The organism is Terrimonas rubra (genome assembly GCF_042686025.1).
Classification (GTDB): Bacteria; Bacteroidota; Bacteroidia; order Chitinophagales; family Chitinophagaceae; genus Terrimonas; species Terrimonas rubra.
The window spans coordinates 1,989,965-2,012,354 of the sequence record NZ_JBHUOZ010000001.1 but is presented as its reverse complement, the minus strand read 5'-3'; the positions used below and the strand labels follow the sequence as shown (position 1 = coordinate 2,012,354).

The 22,390-nt window shown below is 43.1% G+C and carries 21 protein-coding genes; 6 read left to right on the top strand and 15 right to left on the bottom strand.

All coding sequences use genetic code 11. The features are described from left to right. Positions 1-554: 554 nt before the first annotated feature. Both truA and ACFS6H_RS08435 read right to left on the bottom strand, forming a co-directional pair. Positions 555-1,307: a tRNA pseudouridine(38-40) synthase TruA gene (gene truA, locus ACFS6H_RS08440; protein WP_386097205.1), complete on the bottom strand. Its 753-nt coding sequence runs from the start codon at positions 1,305-1,307 to the stop codon at positions 555-557. Positions 1,308-1,391: 84 nt separating this feature from the next. Next, entirely contained in the window at positions 1,392-2,606 is a 1,215-nt protein-coding gene (locus ACFS6H_RS08435) for a hypothetical protein (RefSeq protein WP_386097203.1), read from the bottom strand. Between the two features lie 146 nt (positions 2,607-2,752). On the opposite strand from ACFS6H_RS08435, the gene ACFS6H_RS08430 reads away from it, so the two are divergent. Beyond that, a complete protein-coding gene (locus tag ACFS6H_RS08430) occupies positions 2,753-5,272 on the top strand; it encodes a M1 family aminopeptidase (RefSeq protein ID WP_386097201.1) in 2,520 nt (839 codons plus the stop codon). 418 nt (positions 5,273-5,690) lie between these two features. Here ACFS6H_RS08430 and creD read toward each other — a convergent pair whose 3' ends face one another. The 10 genes from creD to ACFS6H_RS08380 all read right to left on the bottom strand — a co-directional run bounded on the left by creD (position 5,691) and on the right by ACFS6H_RS08380 (position 13,169). Further along, a complete protein-coding gene (creD, locus tag ACFS6H_RS08425) occupies positions 5,691-6,992 on the bottom strand; it encodes a cell envelope integrity protein CreD (RefSeq protein WP_386097199.1) in 1,302 nt (433 codons plus the stop codon). Positions 6,993-7,048: 56 nt separating this feature from the next. Then, on the bottom strand, positions 7,049-7,348 hold the full coding sequence (locus tag ACFS6H_RS08420) for a winged helix-turn-helix domain-containing protein (protein WP_386097197.1): 300 nt from the start codon (positions 7,346-7,348) through the stop codon (positions 7,049-7,051). Between the two features lie 10 nt (positions 7,349-7,358). After that, on the bottom strand, positions 7,359-8,003 hold the full coding sequence (locus ACFS6H_RS08415; protein WP_386097195.1) for a hypothetical protein: 645 nt from the start codon (positions 8,001-8,003) through the stop codon (positions 7,359-7,361). 321 nt (positions 8,004-8,324) lie between these two features. After that, entirely contained in the window at positions 8,325-8,747 is a 423-nt protein-coding gene (locus ACFS6H_RS08410; protein ID WP_386097193.1) for a nuclear transport factor 2 family protein, read from the bottom strand. A gap of 41 nt (positions 8,748-8,788) precedes the next feature. Next, positions 8,789-9,145: a DoxX family protein gene (locus tag ACFS6H_RS08405; protein ID WP_386097191.1), complete on the bottom strand. Its 357-nt coding sequence runs from the start codon at positions 9,143-9,145 to the stop codon at positions 8,789-8,791. A 158-nt stretch (positions 9,146-9,303) separates the two neighbouring features. Continuing rightward, complete coding sequence (locus ACFS6H_RS08400) at positions 9,304-10,089, bottom strand: TPM domain-containing protein (RefSeq protein ID WP_386097189.1); 786 nt, start codon at positions 10,087-10,089, stop codon at positions 9,304-9,306. A 63-nt stretch (positions 10,090-10,152) separates the two neighbouring features. Beyond that, a complete protein-coding gene (locus ACFS6H_RS08395) occupies positions 10,153-10,611 on the bottom strand; it encodes a TPM domain-containing protein (RefSeq protein ID WP_386097187.1) in 459 nt (152 codons plus the stop codon). A gap of 5 nt (positions 10,612-10,616) precedes the next feature. Further along, positions 10,617-11,204 (bottom strand): LemA family protein, encoded by a 588-nt coding sequence (locus ACFS6H_RS08390; protein WP_386097185.1) that lies wholly within the window; start codon positions 11,202-11,204, stop codon positions 10,617-10,619. Between the two features lie 6 nt (positions 11,205-11,210). Next, positions 11,211-11,807: a LemA family protein gene (locus ACFS6H_RS08385; RefSeq protein ID WP_386097183.1), complete on the bottom strand. Its 597-nt coding sequence runs from the start codon at positions 11,805-11,807 to the stop codon at positions 11,211-11,213. 78 nt (positions 11,808-11,885) lie between these two features. Next, complete coding sequence (locus tag ACFS6H_RS08380; RefSeq protein WP_386097181.1) at positions 11,886-13,169, bottom strand: sterol desaturase family protein; 1,284 nt, start codon at positions 13,167-13,169, stop codon at positions 11,886-11,888. Positions 13,170-13,395: 226 nt separating this feature from the next. Between ACFS6H_RS08380 and lnt the strand changes: the two genes are divergently transcribed. The 5 genes from lnt (at position 13,396) to ACFS6H_RS08355 (ending at position 20,187) form a co-directional block, all read left to right on the top strand. Further along, positions 13,396-15,027, top strand: coding sequence for an apolipoprotein N-acyltransferase (lnt, locus tag ACFS6H_RS08375; protein WP_386097179.1), 1,632 nt, complete (start codon positions 13,396-13,398; stop codon positions 15,025-15,027). A gap of 81 nt (positions 15,028-15,108) precedes the next feature. After that, on the top strand, positions 15,109-15,936 hold the full coding sequence (locus ACFS6H_RS08370) for an alpha/beta fold hydrolase (protein ID WP_386097177.1): 828 nt from the start codon (positions 15,109-15,111) through the stop codon (positions 15,934-15,936). Beyond that, positions 15,936-18,575, top strand: coding sequence for a PKD domain-containing protein (locus ACFS6H_RS08365; RefSeq protein ID WP_386097175.1), 2,640 nt, complete (start codon positions 15,936-15,938; stop codon positions 18,573-18,575). The genes ACFS6H_RS08370 and ACFS6H_RS08365 overlap by 1 nt, the downstream gene beginning before the upstream one ends. 202 nt (positions 18,576-18,777) lie before the next feature. After that, positions 18,778-19,716 carry a magnesium transporter CorA family protein gene (locus ACFS6H_RS08360; protein ID WP_386097173.1) on the top strand — a complete coding sequence of 313 codons (939 nt, stop codon included), beginning with the start codon at positions 18,778-18,780 and terminating at the stop codon, positions 19,714-19,716. Between the two features lie 6 nt (positions 19,717-19,722). Further along, entirely contained in the window at positions 19,723-20,187 is a 465-nt protein-coding gene (locus tag ACFS6H_RS08355) for an NUDIX domain-containing protein (protein ID WP_386097171.1), read from the top strand. Between the two features lie 14 nt (positions 20,188-20,201). Here the strand turns inward: ACFS6H_RS08355 and ACFS6H_RS08350 are convergent, their stop codons facing one another. The 3 genes from ACFS6H_RS08350 to folK form a co-directional block, all read right to left on the bottom strand. Continuing rightward, positions 20,202-20,960 carry a DUF3667 domain-containing protein gene (locus tag ACFS6H_RS08350; protein ID WP_386097169.1) on the bottom strand — a complete coding sequence of 253 codons (759 nt, stop codon included), beginning with the start codon at positions 20,958-20,960 and terminating at the stop codon, positions 20,202-20,204. Between the two features lie 216 nt (positions 20,961-21,176). Next, positions 21,177-21,809: a deoxynucleoside kinase gene (locus ACFS6H_RS08345; protein ID WP_386097167.1), complete on the bottom strand. Its 633-nt coding sequence runs from the start codon at positions 21,807-21,809 to the stop codon at positions 21,177-21,179. A gap of 94 nt (positions 21,810-21,903) precedes the next feature. Next, on the bottom strand, positions 21,904-22,389 hold the full coding sequence (folK, locus tag ACFS6H_RS08340) for a 2-amino-4-hydroxy-6-hydroxymethyldihydropteridine diphosphokinase (RefSeq protein WP_386097165.1): 486 nt from the start codon (positions 22,387-22,389) through the stop codon (positions 21,904-21,906). Between the last annotated feature and the right edge of the window lies 1 nt (position 22,390).

Genomic DNA, 22,390 nt, shown 5'->3' with positions numbered 1-22,390 from the left:
ATCAAAGGACAAAGTAGATGTTAAATCTGCGAGATTTTAGACCCTTCCGTCACACCTGTTTTTAAGAACTTTTTCCCTTTTTTCTTACCGCTTATCGCGATTGGGAGTGCAAATGTAGAACTTTTTACTAAACTACCAAATTTTATTTTGAAACTTTTGAAGAATTTTTCTTCAGAACCTGGTGAGTATCAATTTGTTTTGTAAAGAGCGTTGCTTTATTTCAAAGCGGAGGGCAAAGGTAAGTGATTCATTTTATCTGCCAAATAATATTTAAAGTTTTTAACAAATTTTTTAATACTACTTAGTGATTATCAATTACTTATGCAAAGAGCCTCATTTTAAAAGCGGAGGGCAAAGATAGGAGCTTCTCATTTACCGGCCAACTTTTTTTGAAAAGTTTTTCGATATTTTTTTGAAGACCATCTTTGCTTTTTCAGAGAACTTTTTCCACCGTTTTGCCGAATGGGCGGCAAAGATAGGGAGCTGATCCTCCCCTCACAAATGTTTTTTAAAAGTATTTTTTCGCCCTGCATGAAAGTGCCGAAAACAGGGCATTACAGCGTAAAATTTTTTTTCAGCGCCTCCGGAAAGATCACCTGCTGCAGGAATAAACCATGCCCCGGCACATCAAAATGGGCTTTTGTATTGTCCTTGTCCTCAATAATTTGCCTGAGATCATCCAATGTCAGCTTGCCCCTGCCTACTTTGAGCATGGTAGCCGTTAGGGCCCGTACCATTCCCCGCAGGAAACGGTCGGCCTCTACCCTGTACACCAGGCAGTCCTTTTCCCAAAACCATTCGCTCTTTTTGATCACACATTGAAAGGTTTTCACCTGGGTATTGCGTTTGGAGAAACTGGTAAAGTCATTATACCCAAATAAAAGCTGTGCGGCCTGCTGTAATTTATCAAAGTCGATAGTATAAGGGAAGTAATAGGCCCTGTCCTCCAGGAAAGGATTTTTACTGTTATATATATAGTAGTGGTATAACCGGCTCAGCGCATCAAAACGGGAATGCTGTTCAGCACCCACCGGGTACAGGCCCCTGATCACAATATCATCGGGCAATATTGCATTCATCTTATACACAAAATCGGGATGGATCTTGTCCTCAAAGTCAAAATGGAAAAAGTTTTGTAAAGCGTGTACACCGGCATCGGTACGGGACGAGCCGGTAAGCATTACCGGCGCCCTTTGCAAAATTTTAAATGCTTTCTCCACTTCATCCTGGACCGTATTGGCATTTTGCTGGGTCTGAAACCCGCTGTAGTTTGTTCCTTTATAGGATAATTCGAGAAAGTATCGCACCGGCATGCTGGTTATTATTTGTGCTGATAAAGCTGAAAGCGTAAAGCTCAAAGCTAAAGGCAGAAAGCTGAAAGATCATTGTTTTTACTGGATGAGTTTGTTGAACTGGCCAATGTAAAAGTTATCCTTTAACTCCGCCGCAAGGCCGGGAAAGTTATTGATATCAGAAACATAGTTTTTGGCCATGGCAAAGAAGTTGTATTTACCGGCATTGGACAAAAACATATTCCCCAGGTTTTTCACCTGCGTGGTAGTAAAACATTTTGTTTTAAATACTTTTTCCGCCTCTTCAATCATGGCTTCATCATTGGTTTTGGCCACCATCTTACGTCTTACCGCCAGGAAGTCCTTTTCACTGGCATTGTTCTTACAGATATTCGCCTTCAGAATGGGTTGTTGTGTAGTGGTTGCAGGCGTTTCTTTAAAAATCTCTTTAGCCGGCGGTACAATGATGGTGATCAGTTCCTTACTGCCATTTTCAAATGCCTCTTCATACACAACCGTAGTACCCTCCCCTGTTTCCGTAACGGCTTTGCGTTGTATGGTTGAACTGAGTACTGCTGTTTCAGCCGGCGTAATCACCGGTTTGTCTGCCGGTACGGCAGGTGGTACAACAGTTTCTTTCACCGTTTCGGTAACTGCCACTGCTTCTTCTTTAACCGGGGTAACCGTTTCTTTTACCACGGCTTTGGTTTCTTTTTCAGCAACAAGGGTTTCTTTTAACGGCAGCAACGTATCTTTTATTTCCTTAGTCACTGCCGCCGGTGTTTGTACAGCCGCAGGCTGTGTTTCCGCGGGTTTTGGTTCCTGTTTTACCACAACAGGTGCTGTTACCGGTGTTTCCTGTTTGGGTTTACCATATAATAAGGTAGTATCGGCAGAAGCTTTTGACAAGGCATTGGTGAAAGCCGATACATTTTCTTTTTCCAGTTTGGTAACAACGGTACTTCCTTTGGCATTGGCTGCCGGTAATAAAGCCGCCGTTTGCAGGTCAAATAAACTCAGTTCTCCCCCACCCAGCTGCTTGATAAGGTATCCTTTATCACTGTTTTGCACCTGCAGGTCAAATTTTTGCTCAACCAGTTTACCGCCGGCAAAACCAATGGTAATAGTATATGTACCCGCAGTTAGTTTAGGCAATATAAGGTAACCAGCTGCCGAAGAGCTGATACCCTTTTCATTTAATTTGATGAAAAAAGGTTGTTGCGGGTCAGTTTGTAAGTACACAAAATTGGTTCTTTGTGCTAAAACAACAGACGCCATCAATAAAAAACTCATTCCAAAAACTATCTTTCTCATGCCACTACCGGATTGTTTGTAGCTCAAAAATAACGCAATTACCGCTATAACAACACGTTAAAATCTGCTTACCTTTCATCCTTTTTTAATTTTTTTACCTTTTGTGCCATATATATTTGTAGTTTATTATTATAAAAAACATGAAAATGAAGCAGACAATACTGGTTTTAGCTGCAGTTTGCTGTAGTTTGTTAACCTATGCACAACATGCCGAAGCACCCGCCGATACCAGCTGGAAAAAGGAGTACAGGGAAACGGCACCCGTTATTAACCAACTGGTACATACCAAACTGGATGTTAAGTTTGATTACAACAAAAGTTATCTTTTGGGCAAAGCCTGGTTAACCTTACAACCACATTTTTATGCTACCGATTCTTTAACACTGGATGCCAAAGGCATGGACATACACCAGGTTGCCCTGGTAAAAGGTTCTGCCAATCAAAAACTGGCTTACAAATATGATGGCCTGTTTTTACGCATTAAACTGGATAAAAGCTATAAAGGCAAAGAAAAATACACGGTATATATTGAGTATACCGCCAAACCGGATGAATTTAAAGTAGAAGGCAGTGAAGCCATCACTGATGCCAAAGGCTTATACTTTATTAACCCCAAAGGCGAAGAAGCCAACAAGCCTACACAAATATGGACACAGGGCGAAACGGAAGCCAGCTCGGTTTGGTTCCCTACTATTGACAGGCCCAACCAGAAAACCACGCAGGAAATTTATATGACCGTGCCGGCAAAATATGTAACCCTGAGCAATGGTAAATTAATGAGCCAGAAGAAAAACACTGACGGCACACGTACCGATTACTGGAAGATGGACCTGCCACATGCGCCTTATTTATTCTTTATGGGTGTAGGTGATTATGCCGTGATCACGGACAAGTGGAAAGGCAAGGACGTTACTTACTATGTAGAAAAAGAATATGCCCCTGTAGCCCGTAAGATCTTTGGTAATACGCCTGAGATGATGACCTATTTTTCAAAAATCACCGGCGTGGAATATCCCTGGGTAAAATATGCGCAGATTGTGGGACGTGATTATGTTAGCGGAGCGATGGAGAATACTACCGCTACCCTACACCAGGAAAGTGCCCAACAGGATGCCCGTGAACTGATAGATGGCAACGAATGGGAGCATGTTATTGCACACGAATTGTTTCACCATTGGTTTGGCGATTATGTTACCAGTGAAAGTTGGAGCAACCTCACCGTGAACGAATCCTTTGCCAATTACAGCGAAACCTTATGGAATGAATACAAATATGGCAAGGACTATGCTGATGATAAAGGCTATGGTGAACTACAGGGTTATTTAGGCAGCAACAGCGAGTCAAAAGACCTGGTACGTTTTCATTACCGTGACAAGGAAGATATGTTTGATGCCGTTAGCTATAACAAAGGCGGACGTATTTTACATATGTTACGTAACCAGATAGGTGACAGCGCTTTCTTTAAAGGCATGAACAATTACCTAACTACCAATAAGTATAAAGCAGCGGAAGCGCACCAGTTACGTTTAGCTTTTGAAGAAGTAACCGGCAGGGACATGAACCCCTTCTTTAACCAGTGGTACTTTAACAACGGCCACCCGGTAGTGGATATCAGTTACGACTATAACGATGAAAAAGGTATTGCCACTGTAATTGTAAAACAATTGCAGAAAAGCGGTTACCTGTACCAGTTACCCTTAGCAGTGGAAATTTATAACGGCGCCACCAAAACCAGGCACCAGGTACTGGCAAGCCAGGCTGTGGACAGCTTTACTTTTAAATACACCAAACGTCCTGACCTGATCAATGTGGATGCAGATAAAGTAACCCTTTGGGTGAAAAAGGATAACAAGACCTTAGATAATTTTATACACCAGTATAAATATGCGGGCAACTACTTAGACAGGAAAGAAGCTGTAGACTTTGCCGCTAAAAATGCTACAGAAACAAAAGCCATCGACCTGCTTAAAACTGCCCTGAAAGATAAGTATGATGGTTTGCGTACCTATACTCTACAAAAACTTGATTTCAAGAATGCCGCATTGAAAAAAGCGGTAGAGCCTGTTATCAGTGACCTGGCCAAAAATGATCCCAAGTCAACCATACGCGGTAATGCTATCGGCGCTTTAGGTGCCTATGAACCTACGGCAGCTTATCTTGATATTTTCAAAAAAGCGATCTACGATTCTTCTTATACTGTAGCAGGTAATGCATTGTATGCTTTATCCGCTACCGGCGATCCTTTAGCGCAAACCGCCGCAGTAGAATTGTATAAAAAACCCGCTAAAAGAGTATTACAATCGGCTATCATGGCCCAGTTATTCTCTTCGGATGATGAAACCATTGCCGGCAAACTGGTAGAAGATTTTACCAGGATGTCTTTAAACGATAAGTTTGAGAATGCCGTTGGCTTTGGCACTTACCTGGCCAAACTGAAAAATGCAGGCCTGGTGAAAAAAGGCGTAGAAGCTATTATCGATTTCCGTGAAAAAATACCGGCTTCTTACCGTGCACAAACAGATGCCTATATCAATGGTATGATCTTAAAACAAATTGTTGATGCCAAAACAAAAGCATCACAGGCTGCGCCGAATGATGCCGCTTTAAAAGAGCTGGTTGAATTCCTGAACAGCAAGATCAGTGCTGACGATAAAAAAGGATTTTAATTCATCTTTCCTCCATACAAAGCCACCTTTATACAAGGTGGCTTTTTTTATGTTACCAGCCGTAGTACCCTGATCATCGTTCCTTGCGTCGCACACTGCATCGTCCCATTCGCTTATCAGCATTTTATTGGTTATCCATTCATATTCAATCATACCTGCTATATATGTACCATTAATATAACCATCAGCGAAAATCTGCAGGTAAAAAGATAAAGAATGTCAACAGACGGTCCTCATCTTTTAATGATATTACATCAATAAGTTCATTAGCGAAAATCTGCGTATCAACCTGCAACATCCCGGGCTAACAAGACAAAGACCGCCTTCCGGCGGTCCTTATCACTAACTACAAACCAGGAATAGCTATAGTTATTACATCCTATTCATAAGGTGGGTTTAATGGAAATAATATGAAACGTTACCATTGTATCTTTTTAGAGAATTTCATGATCACGGCCAGCGCCAGGAACAATCCTACACTTCCCATAATTAACGAGTAATCATTTAACTGTAAAGTGGTAAATACGTAAGCATACACCAATACTAGTATAAGACCTACTAAAATGGCCGGCCTGGAAAGCGCCAGTAAACTTTTTACAAACCAGGCTATCAGGCCTATCACCGCAACGGAAGCCACCAGGTAGGCCGCGTTAAAACCAATGTATTCTGTGAAGGATAATAACAGGGTATAAAACAATATCAGCGCCACACCAATTAAACCATAATGAAATGGGTGCACGGATTTTTTATTATTGGTTTCAATTAAAAAGAAACCGGCAAAAGTTAAAACGATACATAACAACGCATACTTAACCGAACGTAATGTTTTCTGGTAGCCATTCACCGGTATATGCAGGTCTACCCCAAAAGCAGCAGCATCCAGTTTGTGGTAAGTATCCTGTGTCCATACCTGCGGGAAATTCCGGGTATGCGCCAGGGCTTTCCAGTTGGCCGTAAACCCCGAATCACTGACAACATGTTTAGGTAGGATGGTTCCCGTAAAACTCGGATCGGGCCATGCTGAACGCATTTTAACCGTTGTTTCGCTACCTGCAGGTACGAATTGCAGGTTACGGGAACCATTTACCTCCAGCCTGGTGGAAAAGCTGATCTTCTCATCGGCGGCAATACTTACAGGAGCTACCAGTGTCTCCTTTAAAAAACTTCCTTCCCTGGTACCGCTTTTCAGGCTAATGTTGGTGTCTTTCCAGTTCAGCAACGGCGGGTTTTGTAAGCCGGATAAATCCGTTAAGCCAATACTCAGGTAAGCGTCGTTCCAGTGGATCAATGCAGGATCAATACGCAGTTCATTTATTTGTTGCAGGTTAAAGCTTCCGTTCAATTGCAGATCGGCGCTGTAGAGCATTACCTGGAAAATGCCTCTTTTTCTTTTCTCCGGCACCGCCAGCGCATCTACCTGCAAGCTTTCGGGTAACAGGTACAGGTACTTGGTCGTTCTCTTTTCCTGTTGCCCGTTTTGATTGGTTATGTTCACTACCTCTGTATACGGTATATTCAATACCGGACCGGTCAGGGTCTGGTCACTGGCCCATTTACTGCTTACTTCCTTATACACTTCCTCCTGTCTTTTCTCTCTTTCTATAATCACCTCTTTTACAAAATAAGCGGGGATGAGTAATAATAAAGCTATGCCACCTATAATGAGGCCTTTTACCAGCAGCTTGCTTTTTTCCCAGGCAGTTTTTACAACTGATTCCATATTGTTTATTTTATTTTAAAAGCACTTTGAAATACAAAGTATAAATACAAAAAAAATTACTTTACTCCTTTGATCATACTCTCCAGTGCCGCCACATGCAACTTGAACGCTTTTTCACCGGCCTTGGTCACGCTGTAGGTTGTGTTTGTTTTTCGTCCTACAAACCCTTTATGCACTTTTATAAAGGCAGCCGTTTCCAGGCTGGTCAGGTGTGAGGCCAGGTTACCGTCGGTCAGCTGCAACAAGGACTTGAGGTCATTAAAACTCATCTCCTCATTTACCATAAGGATAGACATGACCCCCAGCCGGATACGGTTATCAAAAATTTTATTTAATCCTTCTATAGGATTGAGCATCTCAATTGCTTTATTGATTATTATTTTTTTCCTTCAGGTACATCTTTACACCATATACAATGTGTAAGACACCAAACCCCAGCACCCAAAAATACAACCCATATCCTATCCACCAGATATTTATTAAACCCAGTAATATCTGGCAATAACCCAGGTAACGGATATCGGATATGGTAAACTTTCCTGCATTCACCAGCGCCAGCCCATAAAATACCAGGCATGCCGGCGCCACCAGGTACCAGTTATCAAAGTGCAATATACCCAATACAAAAACACCTCCGCTTACCAACGGAACAAGCATGGCCCAGAATACCCGTTTGGAACTAGGTTCCCACATGCTCAGGCCTTGTTTTCTTGTTTTACGCCAGGTAAAAAAGAAGGCGCTCATAGCCGCCACTGCAAATACGATGGCCGCTAATACTAATAATTGCCTTTTTAATTCGGCAAACGATGCATTACTGTATTCCCACAATGTAAGATCGCTGCCATAATAGTTGCCTAATAATGTATAGGCAATAGCTCCACCTATGAGGGCGCAGACACCGGCTGCAATACAACTCAGGCCACTCAGGCTGGTAAACCGGGTAGAACGCTCCATCAGTTGCTGGATGTGCTGCATCTCATGTAAAGGCTCGAACGATTGTGTTGAAGACATATAAAAGCACTTTGAAATACAAAGTAAATAGAAGAAAAGCAGATAATCAAATTCTTTTTGAAATATTTTTTAGGCCGCGATGGGATAACCCGCCAGCCAGGATTAACAGGAATGTTAGCAGTGACATTTTAAGAGTAGGTTGTTTGTTCTACTGTCATCGCCAAAGGCGATAAAATGAAAATACGAAACGATAAGTTTCGCATAGCCGTTGTTTCACATTATCCATTTTTCGCATAGCCCGGAGTTATAAAAAAAAATGCGAAGCTAAAAGCTTCGCATACCGCAGATGTTACTGTTATAATTAATACATCAGTGCGTGTTTTACTTCCCCTGCCCGATATCCAACCGGCTTATCTTTCCTTCGGCATTGATATGAAATTTAAAGAATACTTTAAAAGTGCCCCACTGGCCCGCATAAAAATCCCCGTAAATATCTTTCCCCTCATTTGCTACCCTATCAATGCTTAAGAATTTTTCTTTTTTATCAAATGCATTATCAAAGAAAGATTTTAACCCTAAGGTCCGGCCATCATCCGTAAATATGGCATCAGCGGTAAAATAACTGTACCATTTTTTAAGATCGTTGGCTTGTAATGCTTCGATTGCCTCCCGGGCAACGGTGTTTGTAATTTTTGACAGATCCATGGTTGTGGTTTGTTGTTTTTTAGGTTGATTGTTTTTTTGTGCGCAGGCCGTCATCGATAAGCATAACAGCACCGCCAGTATCAGTGGGATTGTTTTCATGGTTATCATTTTGTGTTTATAAACAAGACTGGTTAACCCTGTTATGAAGTCCCCGTTTTCAACGGGTGTTGTAAATAAATGATCAGCAGGTTTAATAACAGGAAAGGCACTTCAATTAAAGCACCTCTGAAATCCCTGTGTAACAGTTGCAGGCAAATGATGAGCAGGATGCCCGCCGCCATTAAAAAGTTACCCCATAAAAATGTTTTTGGAAAAAGTATCAGCACTGCCGCCAGTATGGTAACAATACCATTGACCATCACCGCTGTTTTAGAAAAGCCCCATTTACCGAACATGGCCAGCATTTCGGGCTTGCCGGAAAACATGGCATAGCCCTGTTTAAAGCCCATAAAAACAGCGAAAATAATCAGGGCCGCATTGATTAATTTAAGGATCATGAGTTGGTGTTTTATCCTTAAAATTAATCTCTTAAAACGGGAATTTAAAATATAATAGCAAGAGTACTATGGACCAGTTGCATAATTGCAGTTAATAACAGACTTTAGTATATAGACAATAGTATATAGATTTAGGCACACAGACGGGTGTAACAATACTACCATTTACCACTGGCCCCGCCGCCGCCAAAGCTACCGCCGCCAAAACCACCGAAGCCACCGCCGGATGATCCGCCTCCGGACCAACCACCGCCACCGCCGCCACCTGTCCAGCCTCCGCCGGGCCAGCCGCCCCAGTCGCTATAACCACGGCGCGATACATAACCGCCGCCGCCCTTGCCACCCATGGCCGAAATAATGACCAGGAAAACAATAACAGCTAATATCACAAAAAAGATAGGAATACCATCTTTCTGACCACGGTTAGCCCAGCCTTCCGGTGCCTTGTATTCGCCCTGGGCCGCCAGTATCAGTGCATCTACTCCTTTATTTAAACCACTGTAAATATCCCCTGCTTTAAAATTGGGGATCATTTCATGGTCAATAATCTGTTTGGCCGTAATATCGGGTATCGCTCTTTCCAACCCATACCCAACGGCAATGGTCAGGTCACGGTTGCCATCGCCACCACCGGTGCTCACCAGTATTACTACCCCATTATTAAAATCCTTATTTCCTACCCCCCATTTACGTCCCAGCTGCAGGGCATAATCTTCGACCGACATGCCATCCAGCGAATTCACGATCACAATGGCTATCTGGTTAGAAGTAGTATCATCATACTGGTACAGCTTTGTCTCCAGTGCCGCTATTTGCGAAGCGGTCAAAGTAGTGTTAGTAAGATCATTGACCAGTTTGGGCGGATTAGGCCTGTTGGGAATACTATTCTGTGCAAATAGTACTACTGTTAATAGTAAGGATAAAACTGTGAGAAATTTTTTCATGCGCTGTATTATCTGCCGAATACTGTTTGATAGTGTTTAACCTGGTGTCCTATGTTACCCCTGTTAATGTCCGAAAACGATATCATCAGGCAACTCATTTTTATCGTGTCCCGGTTCAAAAGGGAACTCTTTATGCAAGGCCTGCCCGATATCGGCCATACATTGTACAATACCATCTACAATATGTTCACCCTGGAACTTTTCCATCATCTGTTCCACCTCTGTCTGCCAGAACGAGGCTCCCAAACGTTTATGGATATTCTCATCACCAAATATGGCGATTTGCCTGTCCCGCATGGCTATGTATACCAATACTCCGTTCCGGTCTTCTGTCAGGTCCATTTTTAAATGAAAGAAAACCTCTGCTGCCCTGTCCAGCGCATCCATAAAACGGCAACGGCTTTCCACAAACAGTCTTATTTCTCCACTGGTTGTTTTTTCCGCCTGGCGGATAGCATTTACTATCTGCTCCTTTTCGCTGGCCAGGAAGAACTGCGGTTTATTTTTTGAAAATGGGAACACGGCTATTATTTAAACTTTATTTCAATTGCTTTTTCGGTACCCGCATCGGCTGCAAATGGTGGTTTAACGGTAAAGCCAAACAGTTTTGCGGTCATGCTGGAAGGAAAGGTCCTTACCCTAACGTTGTACTCATTTACGGCCTCGTTATAATCCTGGCGGGCTACCTTAATGCGTCTTTCTGTTCCTTCCATCTGGGTTTGCAGGTTTAAAAAACCTTCCGTTCCCCGCAGATTGGGATAGGCCTCCACAGTTGCGATCAGCCGGTTGGCATTCACTGCCAGTTCCTGCTGTAACTGTTCCTGTAAGGCAATACTCTCCGGACTGGCATCAGTGTTAAGCGAAGCGCCGGTGATCCTGTTACGCAGCTCGGTGATCTTTTCCAGGGTCTCTTTTTCGTAATTGGCCATTCCCTTTACAGTTTGTACCAAACTTGGAATAAGGTCGGCCCTGCGCTGGTAAGTACGCTGCACATCAGCCCAGTATTTGTTTACGTTTTCCTGTTTATTAATAAAACGATTGTAACTGGTAGCAGTATATAAACCTGCTACCAGTACAATACCCAGTAATATATATAAGCCAAGCTTTTTGTTCATGCCCTCTTAAAAATTAAACTTTACATCAGGGGCTTTATTGGCGCCTTCTTCGGCTTTAAATCCTTCTTTTGCCTTAAACCCAAACATACCGGCCAGAATATTCATTGGGAAAGAACGAACTTTTACATTATAATCATTCACAGCACTGTTAAAAGTACGTTGTGCAGTATTGATGCCATTAGCCATGCCCTCCAGGCTGGTTTGTAATTGCAAAAAGTTCTGGTTGGCTTTCAGGTCAGGGTATCTTTCCACCACTACCATTAAACGGCTTAAAGCTCCGGTTAACTGGCTTTGGGCTTCCTGGAACTTGGCCACATTTTCCGGTGTCAGGTTATCGGCAGATACATTTACGCCGGTTGCTTTTGCACGGGCTTCAATTACATCCGTCAACGTTTTACGTTCAAAGTCGGCTGCTCCCTGAACAGTATTGATCAGTTGTTGTGTAAGATCTGCACGCTTCTGGTATTCTACTTCCACATTACCCCAGGCTTTCTTTACATTCTCGTCCTGTTTAATAACACCATTATATCCATTACAGCCCATAAAGCCGATAATGACAATTACTACCAGTACAATAATCCAGATTAAACTTTTCCCTTTCATGTTTAAGATGTTTTTGTTAGATGATAAAAGTAATGCATTTGTATAGTTAGCGGAAAGATTTTGGGTAAATGCCCCTTTTTAAACGGCCAGTTGCACCCGTAACCTGTCCTCCTGTTTGTTTTTAAACGCCAGCCAGCCTGTTATAAAGGTAGATACTCCCAGGTAAACCAGTATAATATAGGTGGTAAAAGGCCATTGCCGGCCAATGCCAAACCAATCACCCTGGCTTATAAACAGGTAAATACCAAAACTGTTCTTTAATAATTCCCAGAAAACAGCCATTGGGTTACGGTCCATTAATTCCGTTAACGCATACACCGATAAAAAAATAAACAGCCCGTACAGGTAAATCGCCGCATTATTTAGCTGGTTAATGGCCGCAATGCTGGCAAAGAAATAACTGATGAAAAATAAAATGGCCGACAACTGGAACCAGCTCCAGGCTTTCAGCCATGCTGATGCAGGCGGGTTGTATTTTTCAAAATGATAAGGATCTTCAATTTTAAAGACCGGGTATTTTTCCGCCACATCGGCCGGCCGCCATCCCGTTGGCATAAACCAGATACGAAGTTTATCTTTCCAGTAACGGGCACGCCAGGCATCCTGTACCAGTAACCAGATATGCTGGAAATTAATTTTAACGGGGTTCCAGGTTCTTACCGGCCGGGTAATGCCATATACCGGCGGTACGTTTGCCAACTCCTCCTGGTAAGTGCCAAACCATTTATCCCACACAATAAATATCTGGGCAAAGTTTTTATCCAGGTATTCTTTATTAATGGCATGGTGTACCCGGTGATGTGAAGGTGTAACAATCACTTTTTCCAGCCAGCCCATTTTACCGATATGACGGGTATGGTACCAGAACTGTGCAAACAATTGTATCGGCGCTACTATGGCAATTACTTTTGCCGGTATACCCAGCAAAGCAGCAGGTAACAAAAAGATGACAAAGAGTTTTACGATCTCCGAGATACTCTGCCTTAAGGCACAGGCCAGGTTAAACTCCTCGCTGCTATGATGTACCAGGTGATTATTCCAGAAAATATTATATACATGATTTAGGCGGTGGGCCCAATACCCCATAAAATCTAGGGCAATAAAAGCAATGATGTATACCCACACAATAGATTCAATATGCACTAATGCTACTTTGTTCACCAACCACTGGTACGATATAATGGCGATACTTAAACCCAGTACATCCTTGGTCACATTGGTGATGCCACTGGTCAGGCTGCTGATCATATCCATGGTTTGTACTGTATCATTCCCCTTGCGCCAGCCGTACCATTTTTCAAACAAAACCAGCACTAAAAAAACGGGCATGGCCATCAGCAATATTTTGCCGTAAGTTTCCATATAGCAAGTTTTGATACCTAAATTTAATGAATTATGAATGAAGAATGATGAATTATAAGTTATGGACCTGGAATGAAAAATGTTGAATATTGAATCTGAGTAAATGCATTTATTAAGGGATAAGTTTTATTGAAGAGGCAGGCAATAGACCAATATTAAGTATTCATTATTTCTTGCTACTAAACCCACTTCTGCAAAAACTGCTATTTTTACACAAATATTTCCCGTGAGCGCTTCATCTACCGCCAAATCATTCATATTCCGGTTCCGTTTTTTATTAGCCGCCATATTGGGTAGTGTATTGCTGTGGGCCGCCTGGCCAACATCGTCATTCACTGTACTCATTTTCCTGGCCTGGCTGCCCTTGTTATGGGCCGAGGATAATATGAAGAACACCAAAGCTTTTGCAGCACTTACCTACCTGCATATGTTACTATGGAATGTGCTGGTTACCTGGTGGGTGGCCAACTCTACGATCATTGGCGGACTGAGTGCTTTTTTTGTGAACAGTTTACTCATGTGTATCCCCATCCTGTTATTCAGGCAAACCAAAAAACAGTGGGGACGCTGGATCGGCTACGGCTCTTTTATAATCTACTGGCTGGCTTTTGAATATATACACCTGAACTGGGACCTTAGCTGGCCCTGGCTAACCCTGGGCAATGCCTTTGCCATGCAACCCGGCTGGATACAATGGTACGAATACACCGGCAGCAGCGGCGGCAGTTTATGGATATTGCTGAGCAATGTGATCGCCTATTTCGCCTTCACCGTTTTTACTAAGGAAGGCCGGACAGGCAGGTATTTTAAATCACTGGCCGTATGGATCGCCTGCGTGGTATTACCCATTATCATTTCACGGCTGGTTACACCCGGTTCACTGAACTATACACAGGAACATAATATAGTAGTGGTACAACCCAATATTGACCCCTGGGATGAAAAGTTTGAGTTGGGAAAAGAAGAAGCCCAGTTACAAAAATTAATAGCCCTATCGGAAAGTGCTATTGATGCCAATACTTCGCTGGTTGTATGGCCCGAAACGGCTATCCCCTTCCAGGCCGATGAAGACCAGCTCTGGCACAATAGGAACCTTAGTCCTGTTTGGGGGTTTTTACGTAACAATCCACAAATAAATTTATTAACCGGCCTGGAAGGAACAAAGGTTTTTGCATCTAAAAACAGTGCCTACTCAAAAGCTTTCCGGGGAGGTTATTCCGGTTATTACGAAAGTTATAACAGTGCCTTATTGTTAGATACAGCTTCGGCATCCATTTATCATAAGTCAAAACTGGTGCCGGGTGTAGAAGTATTACCCCGTTTCCTGGGTTTTATGTCAGAGGCTTTTGAAAAATTTGGCGGCACCAGTGGTGGCTATGCCCGTGATACGGCAGCTAAAGTATTGGCCCTGCCCAATCAATCCTACAAAATTGCACCGGCCATTTGTTACGAGAGTATCTATGGCGATTATCTCACATCCTTTATCCGCAAAGGCGCCGATATCATTTGTATCATCACCAATGATGGCTGGTGGGGCAATACACAGGGCCATAAACAACATATGAACTATGCCCGACTGCGCGCCATAGAAACCCGTAAATGGATAGCCCGCAGCGCCAATACCGGTATCAGTTGTTTTATTGATCCTCTGGGAAATGTGTTACAACCACAACCCTGGGATGTGGCCGCAACTATTAAAATGAATGTTCCTGCTACAGAAGGCCAAACTTATTTTGTAAAACACGGCGACTATATTTCCTGCAGTATGTTATGGATAGGGGCATTATTATTGCTGTTATCAGTTGCAACAGCTGTAAAACAATTCATAGAGCGGAGAAAGAAAAAAGAAAAAGTGTAAGCATCCCTTTTTCGTTGATCATTGTCCGTACCTGTGGATGCGTTTGTTTGCAGCTCATCACCTCACCTTAAAACATATACTATGCCCTATTTAGAAACAGTTGTTAACGGACATAAGATAGGATATTACGATGAGGGCAAAGGCCCGGTGGTGGTCTTGTTACATGGTTTTGGCGAAGATGCTACGGTGTGGGCAGCACAAATAAAACTGCTGCAGCAAAATTACCGTGTAATAGCTCCGCATTTTCCGGGTACGGCGCAATCCGAATTAACGGAAAACCTGTCCATGGAAACTATGGCCCAGGCCGTACAACAGTTATTGGCCCAGCCGGCACTGGATGTTTTCCCAAAAGAAAAAATAATATTGATAGGCCATAGTATGGGCGGTTATGTTACCCTGGCCTTTGCAGAAAAATACCAGGAATTATTAAAAAGCTGGGGACTTTTTCACTCCACCGCAGTGGCTGATAGTGCTGAAAAAAAGCAGGTTAGGGAAAAAGGCATTGCTTTTATTGAAAAAAACGGGGCGGCAGCTTTTATTGAATCGACCGTTGGGAATCTTTTCTCGACCAAAACTAAAAAGGATAACCCGCAGTTAATAAAAGATTTTCTACATTCGATGAACAACTTTTCCGATACTTCTCTCGTTTCTTATTACAGGGCTATGATCAACCGGCCCGACAGGACAGCTGTGCTCAAAAATACGACGGTCCCTGTTTTACTGGTATTGGGAAAGGATGATCAGGCTATCCCCTATGACGAAGCGCTAAAACTGGCATATATGGCTAATAAAACTTATTTTTATACCTTACAACAGTCCGGCCATATGGGCATGTTGGAAGAGGAAGAGAAGACCAACGGGATCCTGCAGGAATTTATCCGCGAATCCTTGTTAGTAAGCCCAGCTTAATGAAACGAATTTTAGTTGTAATATTATTATTGTTCTCCGCCACCAGCTTTGCAGCACATATCAAGGGTGGCTTTTTTACTTATGAATACCTGGAGGCTGGTAACGGCAATTCACACAAGTACCGTATTACTTTAACGGTTTACATGCAGTGTAACCCCAACACTAACCAGGTTAGTGACCCTATTAATTTTACTTTTTTTGACGCTGCCACCAACACCCAGGTAAGACAGGAATCAGTACGTGTAACTTCCCAATATAACTTGAACAAAGTACGCGATGAAGAATGTTTATCGGGAGACCAGCGTGGTTGTTACTATACCATAGTCGTTTATACACTTAATGAGGTTTCTCTTCCTAACAATCCTAATGGTTATACCGTTTCCTACCAGCGTTGCTGCCGTATTGCCGGTGTATCCAATATCAGTAACTCCGGCGAAGTAGGCAATACCTATTCCATCACTATTCCCGGTACAAATGTTTCTGCCGCCGCGCCTACCAACAGCAGCCCCATGTTCCTGGTAAATGATACAGTAGTGGTTTGTGCCGATAGTTATTTTGAATATCCTTTCCAGGCTACCGATAAAGATCCGAACGATATATTGACATATGAATTCTGTTCCGCATGGGTAGGTGGCGGCCCCGGCAATGGTGGCCCGAGTGGCAGCGGGCAAAACGGACCGGCTCCCGATCCGGCAGCGCCCCCGCCTTATAACACGGTTCCCTATGTTTTCCCTTATTCCGAATCCCAGCCCTTGGGCAGTGGTGTAACTATCAACCCCACTACAGGCCTGATCAGTGGCATAGCTCCTCCCCTTACCGGGCAGGGCGAATATGTTGTTACCGTTTGTGTAACAGAAACGCGTAACGGTCTGATTATTGGCCGTTCCCGTAAAGAACTGCATATCAAAGTAGGCGCCTGTCAACCCATAAAGCCCAGGTTAGAACCACGGTATATTACCTGTGATGGCTTTACCCTGACCTTCCGTAATTTTAATACCAATCCCGATATCAGGACCCTGTACTGGGATTTTGGTGATGGTAACTTTTCAACAGAAACAACGCCTACCCACCAATATGCAGCGGCAGGTAATTATACCTTAAAAGTAGTGGCCAACCGTGGTGAACTTTGTGCCGACTCTATCGAAGTACCTGTAGGTGTATGGCCCGGTTTTTTCCCTGCATTCAACACAGCCGGCATCTGTATCACCAACCCGGTGAATTTTACCGATGCCACTACCACCAACTATGGTGTGGTGAATTACTGGCGCTGGAATTTTGGCGACCAGACCACCCTGGCCGATACCTCACGTTTACAAAACTCCAGCTGGCAGTATGCCAATATAGGACCCAAAACGGTTCAGCTGATTGTAGGTAATAGTATGGGATGTGTGGACACCATAGAAAGGGTGCTTACTATCATTGATAAACCGCCTATTACCCTGGCTTTTAAGGATACGCTTATTTGTATCCCCGATCCTATACAGTTACAGGCATCAGGCACCGGTATATTCAGCTGGGCTACGGCAGCCGGCACTTTTGCAACCAATAATCCTTCACCCACAGTAGCACCCACTACTACTACCATGTATTACGTGGAGCTTAATGAACAAGGCTGTATCAATAATGATTCAGTGCGGGTAAGAGTAGTATCGGAAGTAACACTTATCCCGATGAACGACACGGTGATCTGCCGTACCGATGAAGTAAGGTTAAGGGTTACCTCGGATGGTTTACGGTATACCTGGACACCGGCCGCAACCATTGTCAACCCGGCTTTACAAAACCCGGTAGCGCGGCCCACAGATCCCTTCACTACCTATAGTGTGCTTGCCACCATTGGCTCCTGTTCGGCCAATGCCAGCATTAATGTAACAACCATTCCCTACCCGGTAGCCAACGCCGGTAACGATACGGTGATCTGTTATAATGAACCGGCCTATTTGCATGGGTCGCATGATGGCAACCGTTTTACCTGGTCGCCGGCCGCTTCCCTGCTGAACAGCGGTTCACTAAATCCCATTGCCTACCCACCGCGTACCCTGCAATATGTACTGTCTTCGTGGGATGACCTGGGTTGTCCAAAACCCGGAAGGGATACCGTATTGGTTACCGTATTGCCCAAGATCATACCATATGCCGGTAATGATACAGCTGTTGTGGTCAATCAACCTTTACAATTACAGGCCACAGGAGGAACCCGTTATGTATGGGATCCATCCACTTTCCTGGATGATCCTAATATTGCTACGCCTATCGGACGTTACCCGGCCAGCATTGACAGTATCCGGTATAAAGTACTGGTGTACAACCAGGCCGGCTGTTACGACTCTACCTCGGTTAAGGTAACTGTATTTAAAACCAACCCATACGTATTTGTGCCTACCGGCTTTACCCCCAATGGTGACGGGCTCAACGATGTGCTGAAACCCATTGCCGTAGGTGTACGTGAGATCCGTTATTTCCGGGTATTTAACCGCTGGGGCCAAATGGTTTTTGCTACCACCATTAACGGGCACGGATGGGATGGCCGCATTAACGGCACCCTGCAGGCCACCAATACCTATGTATGGATGGTTGATGCAATTGACTATACCGGCCAGAAAATTTTCCTAAAAGGAACAGCCACGTTAATAAGATAACTTTATCAATGGACAATTGACAGTTGACAAGGGACAAGGGACAATTGACAGTTGACAATTGACAATGAACATACAAACACATTCCAGGTCCTTTGAACCTTTGAACCTTTGAACTATTGAACCTTTGAACCTTTTGAAGCCCCGCTATGAACCATGAACTATTAACTATGAACTATTCCAATTCCCTCCTACCTTTGTTGTCATGATACAATTATTCAAAAATATTGATCAGAAAACCGTAGAGGTTGATAAAACAGGGGAAGCCGTATGGGTAAACCTGCTGCCGCCATTAAAGCAGGAAGAGTTTGCCGACCTGTCCGAGAGCCTGGACATACCCATCGACTTCTTAACCGACTCGCTGGATATAGATGAACGGAGCCGTTTTGAAGAGGAGGATAAGGTAAAACTGATCGTGATAAAAACGCCGACGGAAAATCATTCCTTTAATGAAAGTGACGCGTATTATATTACTATTCCTATTTGTATCATCCTTACCCACTCGCAAATTGTAACGGTCAACTCCTTTGAAAACCCGGCTATAAAAAAATTCCTGGTTACTTTTCAAAACCGCCAGCCTGATAAAAAAAGCATGATGGTGTTGAAGATCATTGAAAAGATCGTGCAGAATTTTATGGAGTACCTGAAACAGATCAACCAGCAAAGAAATGTACTGGAACAAAAACTATATGTTTCCAGTGAAAACGAACAATTACTCCAACTGATGCGCATACAAAAAAGCCTGGTGTATTTTGTTACTGCCCTTCGCTCTAATGAGTTGTTATTAATGAAGCTTCAGCGTACCAATTTTTTATCACTGAACGATGAAGAGAAAGAATACCTGGATGACCTTATTGTAGATAATTCCCAGGCCCTGGAGATGGCTAATATTTACGCCAATATCCTGAGCAGTACCCTGGATGCATTTGCCAGTATTATTGCCAACAACCAGAACCAGGTTTTACGCCGTTTATCGGTTATTACCATTGTATTAAGTTTCCCGGTATTAATAGCCAGTATATTCGGCATGAACGTGCCCAATGGCTTTGAAGAATCGGGTTATGCCTTTTACGTGGTGGTATTATTATCCTTAGCCATTGCCTTAACCATTGGCTGGCTTTTCTTACGCAAAAAAATATTCTAACCCGTTATGTCTAATTTCAATGTAAGGGTATATGGCATTCTTATCAATGAGGCTAAACAGGTATTGGTGAGCGATGAATACATCCGTGGCGCCTATTACACCAAATTTCCCGGCGGTGGCCTGGAGTTTGGCGAAGGCACCCGCGATTGCCTGGTAAGAGAATTTATGGAAGAGATGAACCTCGCCGTAAGAGTAACCCAGCATATTTATACCACCGATTTTTTTCAACGCTCTGCCTTCAGACCCAGTGACCAGATCATCTCTATTTACTATTATGCAGAAGCTTTAGCACCTATAACGGTACCGTTACGTACTACCCCATTCGCATTTGATGAGCAACAACTACAGGTTTACGAAACAAGGAAGGAAATAGAGACCTTTCGTTTTATTGACTGGGAAGCGTTTTCCGCATCTTCTGTTACTTTACCTATTGATAAAGTAGTGGCTGACCTGGTAAAGGGGCAGCAATAAAAGGTGCAGCTGTCCTACATAAACTTCACGAGGCCGGTTAAAGAAAAGCCCAGCAAATATAGGATGGCCAAAATGGAATTCATAAGTGTGAGTATGAGTATAATTTTAGCAAGCTTATATTTTGCTCTCATTAGCACTCCAAATACATTGCCATACATAAAGAGAAAACCCATCATAAACACCATTAAAAACCACTTGAAATCAATATTGGTATCCTGCTTTTGTGTAAATAACACCACGAGCAGGCCCACCAGCCTGATCAATACCAGGATAAGATTAAGCTGGGCAGCTATATAGGTATTGGCCAGGAAATGTTCCCAGTAATTATATTTTCTCTTATAAAAAGTAAGCCAGGTTACCAGGCTCGCAAAGGGAATCATGATAAAGATGAACACACTGAAATAGTGGGCAAAGAAATTTTCATGTACAGCTATTACCGTATCCGGGTAATTGACTGTTATTATTTTATGGGTGAGCCACTCAATACCTTTGATTAAAAAAGTACAGATGGCCGACATGATAATCACATAAGCAAAGGGACGGAAATGTTTTACCCTTTTACCTTCCAGGTATTCTTCGATCATATAACCCGGCCGGGTGAACAGGCATTTCAGCGTATAAAAAAAGCCTTTGTCAATATGAAAAACGGAATGCGGGATATCATGCAAAAAATAATGGGCATTGATCCTGCCTTCGTGTGAAGACTGCCCGCATTGCGGACAAAAATTCCCCGCATACCGGTGCTGGCAGTTAATACAACTACTATTTTCCATACGCTTAAATTAACCATTTTATCCAAACTAAAAAAATAGTGAATGCTATGACCTTCTTTACAAAGCGTTGGCAGTGTCTGTTTGCAGCCTGTTAATTGTTATCGTAATAACTCTTAAAGTATGCTGAGCAGCGAACAGAAAGATGCAGAGTGCGACGCAACACGGCCGATCCGTGTTACCACAGCCGGTAACACAAAAACATCGCTATTATTTTAATTATGGTAGAGTAACATAGTGTTGCCCATCCTCATAATCACGTTCCAGGGCTTCTGTAATTACCTGCAGGTGTTGGGGATTACCCAGGAAATCGGCATTGGAAGCATCCACAAAAATGGTGGTGATATTCTGCTGTTTAATGTAGTTGGTATAAGTCTCCTGTATATTGAACAGGTATTCATCCGGGATATTTTGTTCGTAACTGCGGTTACGTTTTTTGATATTGGCCTGCAGTTTTTTTACGGGCGCATGTAAGTACACCAGGATATCCGGTTTAATGAGTTGCTGGTGGATGATATCGAATAACCGCTGGTACAGGCGGAACTCATCATCGGGTAAATTCACCTTGGCAAACAGCAAACATTTGGTAAACAAATAATCGGAGATGGTTATTTGCTGGAACATATCTTTTTGCTGCAACAGTTCCTTTAACTGCTTAAACCTTTCGGCCATAAAAAACAGTTCTAAAGGAAAAGCATACTGCCCGGGGTTTTCGTAAAACTTGGGCAGGAAGGGGTTATCGGCAAACTCTTCTAAAATAAGCCTGGTATTGTAATGTTTGGATAACAGGTGCGACAAAGTGGTTTTACCTGCCCCGATATTTCCTTCTATGGTAATAAAACTGTGGTTCATGCAGAAAAAAGAATGTTGCCCGTTGCAACAAATAAAGCGCAATGTAGTTTAAATCGTGCGCAACTAAAAAACCTCTTTCCCGTTGTGGAAAAAATCAGGAATACTTTGTAACCGCAAGATCATCCGGGCATATTTCCAGGAGTTCCGTTACTGTTTTTTGCAATACAGGGTGAATAAGATCCGGCGCAATTTCCTGCAAAGGGGTTAATACAAAACGCCTTTCCTGCATATAGGGATGTGGTACCGTCAGGTTTTTGGTATGAATGACCTGATCATTAAAAAAAATAATATCTATATCAATTACCCGCGGGCCAAATTTCTCCGCACGAACACGGCCCAGTTCCTGCTCCGCAGCCAGCATCTTCTTTAACAAGGTGGCCGCAGTGTACCGGGTGCTTATTTGTAATGCCTGGTTTAAAAATGCCGGTTGATCGGTATTACCCCAGGCCGCTGTTTCGTACAAAGCAGAACGGGCCAGTAATTGCCCTCCCGCTGCCTTTAAAATACGGGCCACCGCCAGGGCAAGGTTTTGCTCCCTGTCGCCTAAATTACCACCAATCAATAAATAAGCTATATTCATA